This is a genomic window from Photobacterium aquimaris, assembly GCF_002954455.1.
Classification (GTDB): Bacteria; Pseudomonadota; Gammaproteobacteria; order Enterobacterales; family Vibrionaceae; genus Photobacterium; species Photobacterium aquimaris.
Map to the genome: position 1 here is coordinate 325,343 of NZ_MSCC01000001.1, position 16,624 is coordinate 341,966.

The window sequence follows — 16,624 nt, forward strand, 5'->3', positions numbered from 1 at the left end:
AGGGAGTAATACCATGAGAATTCTTGCACTGCGCGGTGAAAATTTAGCCAGTTTACAAACCAAATTTGAGATTGATTTTGCTGGTGGCCGCTTAGCGGATGCGGGCTTATTTGCGATCACAGGTAAAACGGGTGCAGGTAAATCAACCTTACTCGATGCGATTTGTTTAGCGTTATATGATCGTATTCCACGGCTGCAATCAAATAAAAAAATGATGCCGAAATTGGACGCGATAGCGATGAGAACCGCATTAAAGCCAATGATGTTCGCAGTATTTTATCGCGCGGTAAAGCCGATGGTTTTGCCGAAGTAGATTTTATTGCTAATGATGGTTCGCAGTGGCGTAGCCATTGGCAAGTACGTCGTGCTCGTGGTCGTGCGGAAGGTAAAATGCAAGCGGCAGAGCAGTGGCTTGAAAACTTAGAAACAGGGCAGCGTTTTGCGGGTAAAAAACAAGAATTACAAGCTGAAATTGAACGCTTAATCGGGCTTAGTTTTGATCAGTTTCGACGTGCAGTGATGTTACCCCAAGGTGAGTTTGCCGCCTTTTTAAAAGCCGGTGCCGATGAGCGTGCGACCTTATTAGAGCGCATGACTGGCGGTGAGATCTACGGTCGATTATCGATTGCAGCCCATGAACGTGCCAAAGATGAAAAATTAAAACTGACTCAGTTACAAGCTAAGTTAGGTGACATTGCATTGTTAACCGATGAAGAGCAGCAATTGTTAACCAGCCAATTGGCGACGACACGTGAGCAAGTTAATCGCCAGCAACAACAGCTAGAGCAATTAAAGCACCATCAAGATGTGATCGTTAATGCTGCCAAACTTACTCAACGCAGTGCTGAAAGTGAGCTGCAGTTATCGCAAGCTAAGCAGGCGCAACAGTTGGCTGAGCCGCGTTATGTACAACTCAAAAAATATGAACAAGCATTGCCTGCTCGTGGTGATTTCACATTATTAGCACAAGCTAAACAGCAAGTAAGCAAATGGCAACAAACGCTGCAATCGACTACCACAGAGTTAACAGCTAAGCAGCACCAGCAACAGTTATTGCAAGATAATGTTCAGCAAAGCCAGCACCAATTGGCGCAAACACAACAGGCGTTAACCGAGCTTGAGCCAAAGCTAAAGCAAGCGGCAAGCATTGAACAACAACGCGCTGGTCTACAGCAGCAAAGTGTTGAGTTACAACAGCAATTAGCAGAGTTAAATAACCAGTTAACGGCGCAATGTCAGCAATTGGCGAGTCAGCAGCAACAGCAACAGCTCGCTCAATCTCAGTTGCAACAGCTAACGGGGACATTGTCGCAAACGCAAGCAGTAAAAGCCTTGGCTGAGCAGCAAAATGCGATCAAAGATAACCTTAACCAGTATCAACAAGCACAAAGCCAAATTGGGCAGTTGCAAACAGATATTAAGCAACGTCAAACAACATTAGCAACAATTACTCAGCAGCAGACTGAGCTTGATCAACAGCTATCAGCCTTGGATCAGCGCCAGCAGCAATTAACTCAGCAAGCTTCAGCTCACGATCTAGCAGCGTTAGAGCAGCTCCAAGATCAACAGCGCCAACACTATGGTGCTTATCAGCAATTAAGTGGCTTACTTAAAGAGAGTTTATTTGGGCTTGATAAATGGCATGGCGTGCTGCAACAGCGGGATAAATTTCAGCTGCAACTGCAAGGATTAGTCTCTCATATTGCTAGTTGTGATCAACGCTTAACGGCATTAATGCCCCAATTATTGCAATTGAATGCGCAGCATAAAGAAGTCGAATTACAGCTTAACCAAAGTCGCGCAGTGATGAATTTAACCGATTATCGTGAGCAGTTAATTGAAGGCGAATCGTGCCCATTATGTGGCTCTAAAGAGCATCCTTATCAGCAGCATAATCCGCAAGTTGAAACCATTATTAGTCAGCAGCAACAGCGACTACAACAATTAGCGCAACAGCTGCAAGATGCTCACGCCGAACAACGACAGTTAACCCAATCTGTTGCTCAAGATAAACAACGTAAAACTGAGCTTGAGCAAGATATTGCTGGTTTTAACAACAGCATTGAAACGTTAGTTAAGCAGCAGCAATGTCAGTGGACAGATTTAATGGCAGCCGATCTCAACGCCATTACCTTGGCAGAGATTGTGTTAGCGACTGACAGCGATGTCGCTCAGCTTGCGCATTATCAAGCGAGCTGGTCACAAGCGTTGGAGGATGCGGCAACCCAAATGCAACAGATTAAAGTGCAGGGTGAACAACGTAAATCTCTGATTGAAAATGTAAAGCAACAGCAGCAGCAGTTGCAGCAATTAATCCAGCAACAGACTGAACATAAAGATAAATATCATTTGTTAACCCAACAGCAAACGCAAGCGCAAGAGCAGCTTAATGCCTTTAGTGCGCAAGTTAGCAGTCTGCAAAATGTGGTTGACGAAAGACAACAGGCGTTGATGGCAATTTATGGTAATGACAGTTGGCTTACAGGGTTAGCACAGCAAGATAAAGCGGGCTTTATTGCCGATTTAGAACGACAAATTGAGCACTATCAAGCCAATGTTGAACAACAGCAACAGCTTGAGAAACAACTTATTGAGTTGGCTCCAGCATTAGCAACTTTGACCAATAGTGTTCAACATGGAGAGCAACAAGCCACTGAAATTGGAGCAAAAGTCACGCGTTTGGTTGAAGAACAACAAGCTTGTTGGCAACAACGAATTGCATTAATTGGTGAAGTGCCGTTAGCAACCATTGAGCGTAAAGCTAAAAATGATGTTGAAGTGCAGCAACAACAATACCAACAACGACAAACCCAATTAAACCAATTGGCTGAAATAATTGCCGCTGAACTCGCCAAACAGCATCATGCGACCCAGCAGCTAGCCGAATTTGAAACGGCACAACAACAGTTGCAACAATTGTGGCAAGCATGGTTAGAAAAACTGGCGTTAACCGATGCTGAATTAACTGCGTTGTTAAGTCATGATGAGACATGGTTACAACACCTGCGCAACGAGTTAAAACAACTAGAGCAAGCGGTGTCTCAAGGTGAAACCATTGTTAAAGAGCGCCAACAAGCCCAAGCTGATTTTGAGCCAACCGTTGAATTAGCTCAGCAGTGGTTTAGTGACCATGAGATGAGCGATGACGTTGTAATGCAACAGCAAATGTTGACGCAATGGCAGGCTGAAAAAGTACAATTAGATGATCAGGTATTCCAATTACGCCAACGTTTAGAGCAAGGCGAGCAAGCACAGCAACAAGCAGGCGATCTTCGTAGTGCCTTAGCCGCTCAACAAACTCAAACTGAGTTGTGGTTGCAAATGAATGAGTTAATTGGCTCAGCTACAGGTAATAAATTTAGAACCTTGGCCCAGGGCTTAACTCTGCAACAATTAGTGCTCGCTGCCAACGAACACCTGCAAGACTTAGCGCCACGTTATGCGTTGCAGCCAGTACCGGGAAGTCCATTAGCTTTGCAAGTTATCGACCATGATATGGGTGATGAAGTGCGCAGTGTTGAATCACTCTCCGGTGGTGAAAGTTTCTTGGTGTCGTTGTCATTAGCACTAGCATTAGCTTCGCTGGCGGCAGATACTCGCCAATTAGGATCGCTGTTTATTGATGAAGGGTTTGGTACCCTCGATCCTGAAAGTTTAGAAATGGCATTAGCTTGTTTAGATGCGCTGCAAGCAGATGGACGCCAGATTGGTGTGATCTCGCATGTAGGCACATTAGTCGAGCGGATTGGAGTGCAAGTTGCGGTGGAAGCTATGGGGGGCGGTCGTAGTCAAATTGTCATTAAAGGGTAATAAGATTTACAGTAAGTGTTTGGTTATTTTTGTTGTAATATCAAATAATAAGATTAATTTTTGCTGTTGTTATTGATTCTATTAAAACCAGCTTTCTCTGCAAAAGTCACAAAAGTGTCATAATTTACACACATAATAACGCATGTCAGAGAAAGCAACCGACTAGGTATATTTGATTATGGTAAGACGGATTCTTGTAGTAGAGGACGAAGCACCGATTCGTGAAATGCTGTGTTTTGTACTAGAGCAAAATGGATATCAGGCGATTGAAGCTGAAGATTACGATAGCGCATTAGAAAAAATGAGCGAACCGTATCCGGAGTTGATTTTAATGGATTGGATGTTACCTGGTGGTTCAGGTATTAATTTAATCAAACATTTAAAGCGTGATGAGTTGACCCGCCAAATTCCAGTGGTGATGTTAACTGCCCGTGGCGAAGAAGAAGATAAAGTACGTGGGTTAGAAGTGGGCGCGGATGATTACATCACAAAACCATTTTCACCTAAAGAGCTTATGGCACGTTTAAAAGCCGTGATGCGCCGTGCTTCGCCAACCGCTTTAGATGATGTAATTGACGTTCAAGGTTTGAAATTAGACCCTGTTTCACACCGCGTAACCTCAGCCGATGAGCCACTCGATATGGGGCCGACTGAGTTTAAGATGCTGCACTTTTTTATGACTCACCAAGAGCGTGTTTATAGTCGTGAACAATTGCTCAACAATGTGTGGGGCACCAATGTCTATGTTGAAGATCGTACCGTTGATGTTCATATTCGTCGCTTGCGTAAAGCGCTTGAAAATGACGGCCACGATAAGATGATTCAAACGGTGCGCGGGGCGGGATACCGTTTCTCCACTCGAATGTAAGCATCAGTTTTTGCACGCCTTAGCAGTAGCAAACTATTAACCTTCATTGTTATCGTGAGACTACGATAACAATGAAGGTTGTGTCGGTTTTATCGAATAGAAAAATAGCATAACGGAACCACACTACTCCTCCGTTACTGCTAGGAGTAACACATGGTGGAAAGGTTGACATGGAAACGGCTGGTTGGGGAGCTGATATTATTTTATCTGCCTTGGCTCGTGCTTGGGGTTATTTTTGGCTATCTACCGTGGTTTTTATTAATTGCCACTTGGATTCAACTCGGCTGGCATTTTCATAATCAACTTAAGATGTCGAATTGGTTATGGAAAGATCGCAGCTTAACCCCACCTTCAGGTTCTGGTAGTTGGGAGCCGCTGTTTAATGGTATCTACCGTTTACAACAACGTAATCGTCGCCGCCGTAAAGAATTAACTACCTTGATTCGCCGTTTCCGTAATGGTGCTGAATCGCTGCCCGATGCGGTGGTGGTGTTTCGCAGTGAAGGTAACATTGTTTGGTGTAATAAATTAGCCCAGCAATTATTAGGTTTACGTTGGCCTGATGATAGCGGTCAACCGATCAGTAATTTATTACGTAGCCCTGATTTTGTACGCTATCTTTCTCGTCAAACATTTGATACTCCATTAGAAATCACCTCGCCGATGAATTATGACCGTACTTTAGAGCTGCGGATCATGCGTTACACCGAGGGTGAATATCTGATGGCTGTACGTGATGTATCGCAGTTAAAACAATTGGAAGGCATGCGACGTAACTTTTTTGCCAATGTATCGCATGAATTACGCACACCAATGACAGTGTTACAAGGCTATCTTGAAATGGCACAAGATCCTGAAATGCTAATGGGGCCGATGTGGGATCGTGCTCATGGTGTGATGACCGAGCAATTGGCGCGCATGAATGCATTGGTTGAGCAATTACTGACATTATCTAAAATTGAAGCAGCACCAACGATTGAACTAGAAGAAATTGTTGATGTGCCTGCAATGCTCGATATTTTAGAAAAAGAAGCGATTTCCCTTAGTGGTAATAAAAATCAGTCGATTACGTTTGATGTTGATAACAGCTTAAAAGTATTGGGTGATGATGATCAACTCCGTAGTGCGATTTCAAACTTGGTTTATAACGCGGTTAAACATACACCTAATGATGCTGCAATCCATGTACGTTGGTATCGCTCATCAATGGGGCCAAGATTAGAAGTCACTGACAGTGGTGAAGGTATTGCTGCGCAACATATTCATCGCTTAACTGAACGTTTTTATCGAGTTGATAAAGCTCGCTCGCGTGAAACTGGTGGTAGTGGGTTAGGGCTAGCGATTGTTAAACATGCGCTTAGTCACCATGATTCACACTTAGAAATTGATAGTGAACTCGATAAAGGCAGCACCTTCTCATTCACATTACCAAGTCGGTTAGTCGCTGATAGCGCGCTGCTTGATACCGTGGTTCATAATGAGTAATCACTTGGGTAAGGATACCTTATGTTAATGTCAGCGCTAACCAAAACCATCACTAGTGCGATCACTGGCGTGTGGTTATTGGGTCTATTTGCCGCTGAATCTGCTGCTGCGGCAACCAATACCGCTGCCGCGATCGCAGTAGATACCCAGCTCCAGCCGTATCATAAAGTCAGTGGTATTTCGGGCAATTTATCGTCAGTCGGCTCAGATACCTTAGCCAACTTAATGACTTATTGGACCGAGGCATTTAAACGCCAATACCCGAACGTTAATATTCAAATTCAAACCTCAGGCTCATCAACCGCCCCGACTGCGCTGGTGGAAGCAACGGCACAATTAGGGCCGATGAGTCGTCAAATGAAAACCAAAGAAATTGAAGCGTTTGAAAAAGAATACGGTTATAAACCGACCGCAATTAAAGTCGCGGTGGATGCATTAGCGGTGTTTGTTCATGAAGATAATCCGCTTAAAGGAATTAATTTCGAGCAGCTAGATGCAATATATTCACGCACTCTACGCTGTGGCGCTTTAGTGCCGATCACTCGGTGGGGGCAATTAGGTTTACCAAATAGTTGGCAGCAGCGTGACATTCAATTATTTGGTCGTAATTCAGTCTCAGGCACTTATGGAGACTTTAAAAAGCGCGCTTTATGCCGTGGTGATTTTCGAAATAACGTTAATGAACAACCGGGTTCAGCCTCAGTGGTACAGTCTGTTTCAACCTCATTAAATGCAATTGGCTATTCTGGGATTGGCTATAAAACCACAGGTATTCGTGCTATTCCCGTTGCCCGTGAAGGCTCTGATTATGTTGACGCGACAGTTGAGAACTCGATCAATGGCAACTACCCATTATCACGTTATTTGTATTTGTATATTAACAAACACCCCAACAAAGCTTTAGCACCGATGGAGCAAGAGTTTCTGCGTTTTATTCTATCGAGTAATGGGCAAAATATTGTGCAAAAAGACGGTTATATTCCATTACCGGTCGCGATCGTCAAAGAAAACATGGTCAAGTTGGGGCTGAAAGATTGAGGTGGGTGTTAAGGTTACAGAAGTAGCCTTAACATAATGCATCTATCCCGCACTACCTGATCGCTGTTCATCTTAAATTTGGGTTATAAGGCTCGTTTTAAGATGTTTAAACCGTCAATAACAGCCAAAATACAGCATGGCGATGTTGTTAACGATGTTATTAAATTCAAAAATAGAGCCGTCACACAGATATCATTTAAAAGCCCGCAAAAGTTGCTGTTTAGCTATCACAATCCTGTTTTAATTTATCGCCACTCACTCCCCAATCGTCAATTTCCAGCCAGCCTTATGCCAATACTGCTGCTCGATGGCTAGATCGGCGGCAAGGAGAGTATTGGTTGCTAACCAGTTAGCCGGAAACACTAACTGCCAGTGTTCATTATTGACGCTGACACTAATGGCTGGTTGAGGAGCAGTACTGCGTTGGCCATTTAACGTCACTGCTAATCGTAATGCGCGAATTAGAGGATAGACTTGCTTACGTTTATAAATCGTTAAGGGGGGCATTTCATCTAGCTTTAAGCGCTTGCGTTGAAAACGGGCTAAGGTTGCTAGCAGTGTTTGTTGATCAACACTGAACCCTGGCATAGCGCTATAACGCAATATATAGGCTGAGTGACGATGAAAACCAGGGTAACTGATGCTGAGCCCGACCTCATGCAATAATGCTCCCCACGCCAATAGTGTGGTTAAGTTTGAGTCTTTATCTGTTGCTGGCTGTGGCAGTTGTACATACAGTGCTAAGGCGGTGTTTTTTACCCGTTGGGCTTGGAGCATATCGATATTATATTGCTGCGCCATGGTTGTGGCTGTTTGGCTGCGAATATCACAATGGCGAAAACGTTGTTCCATGTCATACAGTAATCCCTCCCGTAAGGCCGCATTGGAAAAATGGATGGCGGTAATATCAAGCGCCGAAAAAATCGCACTGACAATCGCAACCCCAGCGGCAAAAACGGGCTGGCGCTCTGGGGTTAATCCGGCTAACACTAACTGCTGTTGATGTTTATAGCTGATTATCGTGGTGATTAATTGTTGTAATCGTGGTTGCGTGATCACACCATCGTGATGACCTTGAGCAATGAATACGGCGCGAATGGCTTTAATGGTGCCTGATGTGCCTAATACTTTTTGCCAGCCCAGCTGTTTATATTGATTAGCAATGGTTTCAAGCTTTTGGCGCGCGGCTAATTGTGCTGCGGCAAAATTAGCATGATTGAGTTTACCATCACTGAAAAAGGTTTGATGGTAGCTCACACAGCCAATGTGTTTGCTGGCAATAATATCGGTTTCAAACCCTGAGCCAATCACTAACTCGGTGCTACCGCCACCGATATCAATAACCAGTCTTTTGCCTTGTTCGGGCTCAGTATGTGCTATGCCTAAATAAATTAACCGCGCTTCTTCTGTTCCGGCAATGATTTCAATTGGGTAGGGAATAATAGCCTTGGCACGACCAATAAAAATATCGGCATTGCGCGCTTGACGAAGGGTATAAGTCGCGGCAATACGAACATTTTCAGGGGCAAAACCATGCAGCCGTTCAGCGAACATGGCTAAACAGGCTAAACCACGTTCAATCGCAGCTTGGCTAAGGTTGTGTTGGCTATCAAGCCCTGATGCTAGCTGTAGCCGTTGTTTATAGCGCCCTATAATTTGCAGTCGCTGACCAATAACCCGCGCAATTACTAAATGAAAACTGTTAGAGCCAAGATCAAGCGCTGCAATGTGCCGTGGTGGTGGCTCATTGAAAGCTTGAGTGGGGTGATTATCATTTAGCATGGTGTTGATGCTCCTTATGCGCGAGCCGTTGCGATTGTGCTTCTACATGAGTTAAATAGTGATATATGGCGGTTTGAGAGCGGATCTTAGGTCGTTTACCGCGGCTGACATAACGGTTACTTAGCGCTGGGTCTATTACTCGTGCTTGCACGTTATCGGCTAACTGGAGTTTGGTGATAGCGATAATACGTTGTTTAAGCGACGGCGATAAAATAGGGCAACCGACTTCAATACGGCGATCAATATTACGCTGCATCCAATCAGCTGAGGAAATAAATACTTTAGGGCTGCCATTGTTGGTAAAAATATATACCCGCGAATGCTCAAGAAAGCGATCAACAATACTAATGATAGTAATGTTCTCACTGCGATGCGGAACACCAGCAATTAGGCTGCACATGCCGCGAATGATCAATTGGATTTTAACCCCATGCTGACTGGCTTGATAAAGTTTATCGATTAAGCCGTTATCAATTAAGTTATTGAGCTTGAGCGTAATGCCAGCCGAACGCTGGTGTTGAGCATGGTATATCTCAGAGTCAATCAGGGCATATAAACGCGCGCGCGCATTGATTGGCGATACGATTAAGTGGTTGAAACTGACTTTAGCCTTTGGATTTGCAAGGTAATCAAATAATTGTCGCACTTCTTGGGTTATGGCACGTTGACACGTAAACAATGAAAAATCAGTATAGATGCGCGCGGTTTGTTCGTTAAAGTTACCAGTACCAATATGGGCATAGTCGACCAGTTGTTGCTGTTCTTGGCGAGTAATCAAACATAATTTGGAATGAATTTTCACTTCAGCGACACCAAATAACACCGTGATCCCAGCAGCGGTTAACTGCTGCGCCCAATCAATATTTGCCTGTTCATCAAACCGCGCCTGTAACTCGACTACCACCGTGACTTGCTTACCATTATTGGCTGCCATTATTAGGCTATCAATTATTCGTGATTGTTTCGCGAGCCGATAAATATTGATGCTAATGTGGCGCACTGCTGGATCGCGTGCCGCTTGATGGACAAAATCTAGCATATGCTCAAAGCTGTGATAGGGGTAATACAATAAAATATCTTGGGCAGTTATAGCGGTAAACACATTACTTGCCTGATTAAAGGCAGCACTGTTAATGGTCGGTAAAGGCGCATAATGAAGGTATTTATTGCCAATAGCAGGAAACGCGCTTAAATCATCAAGGTGTTGGCAATGCTCGCTCGCGATCAGCGTATCGAAATCAGACAGTCTGAGCTTATCAGTTAATAATTGCAGCAGTGGCGCTGGCATGGTGTGTTGATACACTAACCGCAATGGCTTGGCCGTTAACCGTTGCTGTAAGTGGTGTGATAATTGGTGTAATACATCATGGTTGTTGGGTTTGAGCTCATAATCGGCATCGCGCGTGATTTTGATGCTATACACGCTCAGTTGCTCATAAGTGGTTTGAGCATCAGTAACAGTATCAATAACGTCATCAATATAGGCGCGAATAATATTCTCAACCAACATCAGTGAATATTGATGATTAGTTGATGGCAGCTGTAGCCACCGCGGTAAGGTGTTAGTGGGAATTTCAACCAGCGTATAATCAATGCTTGTGGCACGAGTGATCATAACGACTAAGTAAGAACAATGATGATGTAAGCGCTTAATTAAGTCGACAGTGTCGGTTAATGGAATGAGCGTCAGCTGCGGCAAAATTGAGTGATGAAAATAGTGTTGTAGCCACTGCTGTTGCTCACAAGCTAGTGGTTGAAGATCATTAATCAGATAAATATGTCGTTGCGCCATCTCATTTAGCAGGGCGTTATAAATAGCATCAAAGTGTTGTTGGGCTTGTAAGCTTTGGTGTTGAATGCGATCTAATAATTGTTGCGCTGGTTGATGGTCGCCGTTGTGGTGTAATAGTTGCCGCTTAATTTTCGCGACCCGTACTTTGTAGAACTCATCAATATTATTGGCATAGATACCAATAAAACGTACGCGCTCAAGCAGCGGCACTGATTTGTCTGCTGCTTGTTGTAATACTCGTTGATTAAATGAAAGCCAGCTGAGTTCTTTATCAAGATAACGGTGGTTGCTAGTCATTTGATGTCAATATCCCTATTACTTCACAGCCATCAACACGGAATATTGAAATAAATGGCATGGTAAAGCATGATGATTCGCGTTACATTGCCTTAGTGTATGCCATCTGATTGATTTAGCTAAGCGTTTCAATATCTATAGTTAAATCATCTGCTAACTGTTCCAGTTGTTGCTGAATCATATCTGTATTTATTTCTGGTGGTGTGTGCAATTGAAATTCAGCCACAAAAATCGGATAGCCCCAATTAGGTGCGCTGCGAGTATCAGTTTTTAGTTTGGCAATATTGACCCCAAGCTGGGTTAAATGCTGAGTGACTTCTTTCACGATACCACGGCGATCATTACCGGTCACCGTCAGTTGCTGAGCAATATAAGGCACAGCTGTTTGAGTATGATCGTCGACGATATGAATGTGTAGATCTTCAATTGCGGTTAAGGCTTGGCGCAGTGTAATTACGTATTGTGCTGCTACCTCTATTTGTATTATGCCAGCAAACTGACCACCGAGTTGACTCAGTGAACTGCTGACCCAATTAGCATGATTAAGATAGACGGTGTCAGATAACTGTTCTACAAGCCCAGGTTTATCTTTACCGATGATAGTTACAATCAGTTGTTTCATCACATCAATCCTTGTCGTTATAACACTATGATGGCACGCAAATAAAATGGTTGTTTTTTAATCATGGCTGCAAAATGTGATTTAGCCAACTCAAATAATGACCACAGTTATCGTTGTCATAAATCTGTCATAAAATAGCAATACACTTTTAAGCGTATAAATAGGTTAGAGGTCATAATGGCAAACGCCAGCACATTATTAAGCAAAGAGAATCGCTTTCGTCGCGCTAAAGATAAATTAGCTCGTCTGGGGGTAACAGCTGGTGGCATTTTTGTATTGATCACGTTAATGCTGATTTTCTTTTATTTGCTGTATGTGATTGTGCCTATTTTTTCTTCTGTTTCTGTAACGCCACAACAACAGTTCTCATTACCTACTCCCCATAACACCGCGTTATTAGGGGTCGATGACAGTAATACTATTGCTTACCGATTTAGTGATGATGGTAAGGTAACTTTCGTTAATTTACCGACTCAATCTCACTCCGCGGAAGTGGTTAAGCAGCAGACTATTATGGCTAACCCAAGTGCTTATGCCGTGAGTTTGCCCCGTGATGGTATGGTTGCTTATGGCTCTTCAGAAGGCAAAGTCGTGGTGGTTAAAGCTGACTTTGCGCTTACCTTTACTGCGACACATAAACAGTTACAACCTAAAATTGAATTTCCTTTTGGTAACGTCCCATTAACTGTCACACCTACTCATGAAGCGATTACTCAATTAGCGATTTCTGGTCGCGATGATCGTACTGTTATCGTGGCTAAAACCGCCAATAATCAGCTTTATGGTTTGAGCTTAGTATTACCTGAAAATGTCGTTCAACGCGCGCAAGGCTGGCAACAACATCAGTTTAAGATTAATAATGCGCCAGCCAAAATAGATGATTTGCAATTAACCCCTGACGGCAAAACACTGTATGTTTTGAGTGGCTCAAATTTATATTTATATAAACTGACGGCTGAAACGGCTTTCTTACGTAAAATTGAAAATGTCGCCACCGGCAACAGTAAGCCGCTAGCGATTACGTTATTATCTGGTGCGAATTCGTTATTAATTACCAACTCTAATAATACTATTTCACAGTGGTTTGAAGTAGTTAAACAAGGGCAACGGCAATTGATTAAAGTGAGAACATTTCATTTTTCTGCTAGCCCGTTAGTTAAAATCGTGCCGGAATATTATCGTAAGGGTTTTTTCGCGATTCAAAAAGATGGCACAACGTCGGCGTATTACACTGCTGAGCGCAAGGTGATCTATAAAGAAAAAGTCTTTACTAAGGTACCGACTGACATCGCTATTTCACCTAAGGCTAACTTGTTGGTGACGTTAAATGATGACCGCTGGCAGAGCTACCAAGTTAAAAATGCCCATCCTGATATTGGGCTATCATCCTTGCTACAAAAAGTGTGGTATGAAGGCTATGCCGAGCCTGATTATGTATGGCAATCAACCTCTGCCAGTGATGAATTTGAACCTAAATTAAGTTTGGTTCCGATTGTGTTTGGTACTTTAAAAGCTGCCCTTTATTCGATGTTTTTTGCGATTCCATTAGCCCTTGCTGGTGCAATTTATACCGCTTATTTTATGTCAAATAAGGTTAGGAAAGTGATTAAACCAACGGTAGAACTCATGGAAGCTCTGCCAACGGTTATTTTAGGTTTTCTTGCTGGTGTATGGCTTGCGCCGATAGTTGAACAATATCTCGCAGGGATTGCGCTTGGAATGTTTTTTTTACCGCTCAGTATTCTTGTAGTCGGCTGGAGTTGGTCTATGCTGCCCGGGCAGTGGCGGTCACGGATCCCAAATGGCTTTCATATTGCGTTACTGATTCCGGTGATTGTTGCTGTCACTTATGGCTGCTTTGGTTTAAGTCCGTGGCTTGAGATTCAGTTTTTTAATGGTGATTTGCAAGGGTATCTCAATAATCACCTTGGGATTGGTTATGATCAACGTAATGCGCTGATTGTCGGCATAGCGATGGGGTTTGCCGTTATTCCGACTATTTTTACCATTGCTGAAGATGCTATTTTCTCGGTGCCAGTACACTTAACTAAAGGCTCATTAGCGTTAGGTGCAACTCAATGGCAAACCCTAACTAAGGTGGTGCTATTGACCGCTAGCCCTGGCATATTTTCAGCCATTATGATGGGCTTAGGACGGGCAGTGGGTGAGACCATGATCGTGTTAATGGCAACCGGTAATACGCCGGTGATGGATTGGAACTTGCTAGAAGGGTTACGTACCTTAGCAGCAACCATCGCGATTGAAATGCCTGAATCAGAAGTGGGAAGCTCACATTATCGCGTGCTGTTCTTAGCAGCATTTGTGCTGTTTGTGTTTACCTTTGTATTTAATACGATTGCTGAAGTCGTTCGCCAACGATTACGCGAAAAATACAGTTCGTTATAATAAGTGATACAGCAATGATTAAATGGTTTAAATCCGGTTCGCCATGGATTTGGTTAACAGCAGGTGCGGTTAGTTTAAGTTTAGTAGCGGTGCTTGGTTTGTTATTATTGATAGGTTACAAAGGCTTAAGTTATTTTTGGCCTGCACCTGTGTATCAGTTTGATGTCAACCTTAATGGTAAGCATCAAGTGGTGATCGGTGAGCTTTATCAGCGAACTATGGTGCCAGTCGATCAACTCGCTGATGCAGGAGTCGATGTCAGCCAGTTTACTCAAGATAGCGTGCCGCGTTATTTGATTAAAACAGGCAATCGTGGTCAGGGCGCATTAGATTTCTTAACCGTATTAAGCACTCAAATTGTTGATCAAAAAATTGCCAATAATATTGCCGTGGTCGATCGCGAAAGTAATGGTAAGTTTTATGGTTATCCGCTGCATGTGATTGAAGCGGGTGAGCCGCAGTCGTTATCACAGTTGCCAAATGCGTTAGCACACGCCGATAAAGTACGCTCTGAATTACGTTCATTGCAAAGTAACGAGATTGCCAATATTAACTGGCATTTAGAACGCTTAAGAATTGAAAAACGCCGCCTAGAATTAAGTGGCAAGCTCACCACTGCAGATGGCTTACGTATTGATCGTGAGCAAGCCAATTACAATACGATTTATAAGAATATTGAGAATCGGTTATTTGCGCTGCAACGGCAACTCGATAACGATGCCCTAGTATTACGCGATCAAAATGGCACCGATGTGACTATTCCAATGATGCAAGTGTTGGATATGTGGCGGCCTAATAATTTATCGTGGTTTGAAAAAGTGCAGCACTGGGGTCATCAGGTTTATAAGTTTTTAACCGATGCACCACGTGAAGCCAATACCGAAGGTGGCGTGTTTCCTGCCATTTTTGGTACGGTATTTATGGTGTTATTAATGAGCGTGATGGTGACGCCATTAGGGGTGCTGGCTGCGGTTTATTTACATGAGTATGCGAGCAATAATCGGTTAACTAAATTGATCCGTATAGCGGTGATTAACCTCGCCGGTGTGCCATCGATAGTGTATGGCGTGTTTGGATTAGGTTTCTTTGTGTATATGGTGGGTGGCACCATTGACGATGTGTTTTTCTCAGCTCAATTGCCAACTCCTACGTTTGGTACGCCAGGCATTTTATGGTCAGCATTAACGCTCGCGATTATGACCTTACCAGTGGTGATTGTGTCAACCGAAGAAGGCTTAGCGCGGATTCCAAGTTCAGTCCGTAATGGTTCATTAGCACTTGGCGCAACCCAAGCTGAAACCTTATGGCGGATTGTATTACCGATGGCAAGCCCTGCAATCATGACTGGACTTATTTTAGCGGTGGCGCGTGCGGCAGGTGAAGTTGCGCCATTGATGCTGGTGGGTGTGGTTAAAATGGCGCCAACATTACCGCTTGATATGCATTTTCCTTATGTTCATTTGGATAGAAAATTCATGCACTTAGGCTACCATGTCTATGATGTTGCATTTCAAAGCCCAAATGTTGAAGCGGCGCGGCCATTAGTGTACGCCACCTCATTTTTATTGGTGACGGTTATTATCAGTTTAAACTTGACCGCTATTGCTATTCGAAATCATCTACGAGAAAAATTTCGCGCCTTAGAGCAGTAACGGTGAGTATTTATAACACGAGATTTAACTATGTATAACGATCATTCTCTCTTTACCGATACGTCGCCATCAGGGCTCTTTGCGCCGTTGGATTTGTCGTTATTGCCTGATGAAAAAACAGCACTATCGATTGAAGGCTTAAACCTGCATTATGGTCAGACTCAAGCCCTGTTTGATATTAATATGCGGATAGCAAAAGGACAGGTGACTGCCTTTATTGGCCCTTCTGGCTGTGGTAAGTCGACCTTGTTAAGTTGCATTAACCGTATGAATGACCTAATTGATGGCTGCCATATTGACGGTAAAGTCATGCTTCATGGTCAGAATGTGTATGATAAAAATGTTGATGTTGCAGCGCTGCGGCGTCAAATTGGAATGGTATTTCAACGTCCTAATCCGTTCCCTAAATCGATTTATGAAAATGTGGTTTATGGATTGCGCTTACAAGGGGTTAGCGATCGACGCGTGCTTGATGATGCGGTGGAAAATTCACTGCGTTCAGCAGCATTATGGGATGAGGTTAAAGGACGTTTGCATGAAAATGCATTTGGTCTTTCTGGTGGTCAGCAACAACGATTAGTGATCGCGCGTGCGATTGCGATTGAACCTGAAATTCTGTTATTAGATGAACCTACATCTGCATTGGATCCAATTTCAACCTTAACCATTGAAGAATTGATTAATGATCTTAAGGCTAAATATACTGTTATTATCGTGACGCATAACATGCAACAAGCGGCGCGAGTTTCAGATCAAACTGCTTTTATGCATATGGGGGAACTAGTGGAATATACCAGTACCAATGATATATTTACGACTCCCAAAGAAAAACGCACTGAAGATTATATTACTGGGCGTTATGGTTAAGGAAC

The 16,624-nt window shown here is 43.4% G+C and carries 11 protein-coding genes; 8 read left to right on the forward strand and 3 right to left on the reverse strand.

The window, feature by feature from the left end:
• Positions 1–13: 13 nt before the first annotated feature.
• The 5 genes from BTN98_RS20560 to BTN98_RS01320 all read left to right on the forward strand — a co-directional run bounded on the left by BTN98_RS20560 (position 14) and on the right by BTN98_RS01320 (position 7,201).
• On the forward strand, positions 14–313 hold the full coding sequence (locus BTN98_RS20560; RefSeq protein ID WP_240616101.1) for an AAA family ATPase: 300 nt from the start codon (positions 14–16) through the stop codon (positions 311–313).
• Complete coding sequence (locus BTN98_RS01305) at positions 274–3,810, forward strand: SbcC/MukB-like Walker B domain-containing protein (protein ID WP_420874917.1); 3,537 nt, start codon at positions 274–276, stop codon at positions 3,808–3,810. The genes BTN98_RS20560 and BTN98_RS01305 overlap by 40 nt, the downstream gene beginning before the upstream one ends.
• A 178-nt stretch (positions 3,811–3,988) precedes the next feature.
• Positions 3,989–4,678 carry a phosphate regulon transcriptional regulator PhoB gene (gene phoB / locus BTN98_RS01310; RefSeq protein ID WP_060998951.1) on the forward strand — a complete coding sequence of 230 codons (690 nt, stop codon included), beginning with the start codon at positions 3,989–3,991 and terminating at the stop codon, positions 4,676–4,678.
• Between the two features lie 153 nt (positions 4,679–4,831).
• A complete protein-coding gene (gene phoR, locus BTN98_RS01315) occupies positions 4,832–6,163 on the forward strand; it encodes a phosphate regulon sensor histidine kinase PhoR (protein ID WP_060998953.1) in 1,332 nt (443 codons plus the stop codon).
• A gap of 27 nt (positions 6,164–6,190) precedes the next feature.
• The gene (locus BTN98_RS01320; protein WP_082732185.1) at positions 6,191–7,201 is read left to right on the forward strand and encodes a PstS family phosphate ABC transporter substrate-binding protein; all 1,011 of its coding nucleotides are present in this window, start codon (positions 6,191–6,193) and stop codon (positions 7,199–7,201) included.
• A gap of 255 nt (positions 7,202–7,456) precedes the next feature.
• On the opposite strand, the gene ppx is transcribed toward BTN98_RS01320, so the two are convergent.
• From ppx to BTN98_RS01335, 3 genes are all read right to left on the reverse strand, one after another.
• Positions 7,457–8,983, reverse strand: a complete 1,527-nt coding sequence (gene ppx / locus BTN98_RS01325) for an exopolyphosphatase (RefSeq protein ID WP_060998955.1) — start codon at positions 8,981–8,983, stop codon at positions 7,457–7,459.
• Complete coding sequence (gene ppk1, locus BTN98_RS01330) at positions 8,973–11,072, reverse strand: polyphosphate kinase 1 (RefSeq protein WP_060998960.1); 2,100 nt, start codon at positions 11,070–11,072, stop codon at positions 8,973–8,975. The genes ppx and ppk1 overlap by 11 nt, the downstream gene beginning before the upstream one ends.
• A 115-nt stretch (positions 11,073–11,187) precedes the next feature.
• The gene (locus tag BTN98_RS01335) at positions 11,188–11,694 is read right to left on the reverse strand and encodes a glycine cleavage system transcriptional repressor (RefSeq protein WP_060998962.1); all 507 of its coding nucleotides are present in this window, start codon (positions 11,692–11,694) and stop codon (positions 11,188–11,190) included.
• A 177-nt stretch (positions 11,695–11,871) separates the two neighbouring features.
• Between BTN98_RS01335 and BTN98_RS01340 the strand changes: the two genes are divergently transcribed.
• The 3 genes from BTN98_RS01340 to pstB are packed head-to-tail and all read left to right on the forward strand — an operon-like array spanning position 11,872 to position 16,619.
• Positions 11,872–14,100 carry an ABC transporter permease subunit gene (locus BTN98_RS01340; protein WP_060998964.1) on the forward strand — a complete coding sequence of 743 codons (2,229 nt, stop codon included), beginning with the start codon at positions 11,872–11,874 and terminating at the stop codon, positions 14,098–14,100.
• Between the two features lie 14 nt (positions 14,101–14,114).
• On the forward strand, positions 14,115–15,752 hold the full coding sequence (gene pstA / locus BTN98_RS01345) for a phosphate ABC transporter permease PstA (protein ID WP_065190121.1): 1,638 nt from the start codon (positions 14,115–14,117) through the stop codon (positions 15,750–15,752).
• Positions 15,753–15,782: 30 nt separating this feature from the next.
• Positions 15,783–16,619 carry a phosphate ABC transporter ATP-binding protein PstB gene (gene pstB, locus BTN98_RS01350; protein ID WP_060998968.1) on the forward strand — a complete coding sequence of 279 codons (837 nt, stop codon included), beginning with the start codon at positions 15,783–15,785 and terminating at the stop codon, positions 16,617–16,619.
• Positions 16,620–16,624 lie beyond the last annotated feature (5 nt).

Coding starts and splice junctions, on each gene's coding strand:
- BTN98_RS20560 (WP_240616101.1), top strand. CDS start 14: ATGAGAATTCTTGCACTGCGCGGTGAAAATTTAGCCAGTTTACAAACC.
- phoB (WP_060998951.1), top strand. CDS start 3,989: ATGGTAAGACGGATTCTTGTAGTAGAGGACGAAGCACCGATTCGTGAA.
- phoR (WP_060998953.1), top strand. CDS start 4,832: ATGGTGGAAAGGTTGACATGGAAACGGCTGGTTGGGGAGCTGATATTA.
- BTN98_RS01320 (WP_082732185.1), top strand. CDS start 6,191: ATGTCAGCGCTAACCAAAACCATCACTAGTGCGATCACTGGCGTGTGG.
- ppx (WP_060998955.1), bottom strand. CDS start 8,983: ATGCTAAATGATAATCACCCCACTCAAGCTTTCAATGAGCCACCACCA.
- ppk1 (WP_060998960.1), bottom strand. CDS start 11,072: ATGACTAGCAACCACCGTTATCTTGATAAAGAACTCAGCTGGCTTTCA.
- BTN98_RS01335 (WP_060998962.1), bottom strand. CDS start 11,694: ATGAAACAACTGATTGTAACTATCATCGGTAAAGATAAACCTGGGCTT.
- BTN98_RS01340 (WP_060998964.1), top strand. CDS start 11,872: ATGGCAAACGCCAGCACATTATTAAGCAAAGAGAATCGCTTTCGTCGC.
- pstA (WP_065190121.1), top strand. CDS start 14,115: ATGATTAAATGGTTTAAATCCGGTTCGCCATGGATTTGGTTAACAGCA.
- pstB (WP_060998968.1), top strand. CDS start 15,783: ATGTATAACGATCATTCTCTCTTTACCGATACGTCGCCATCAGGGCTC.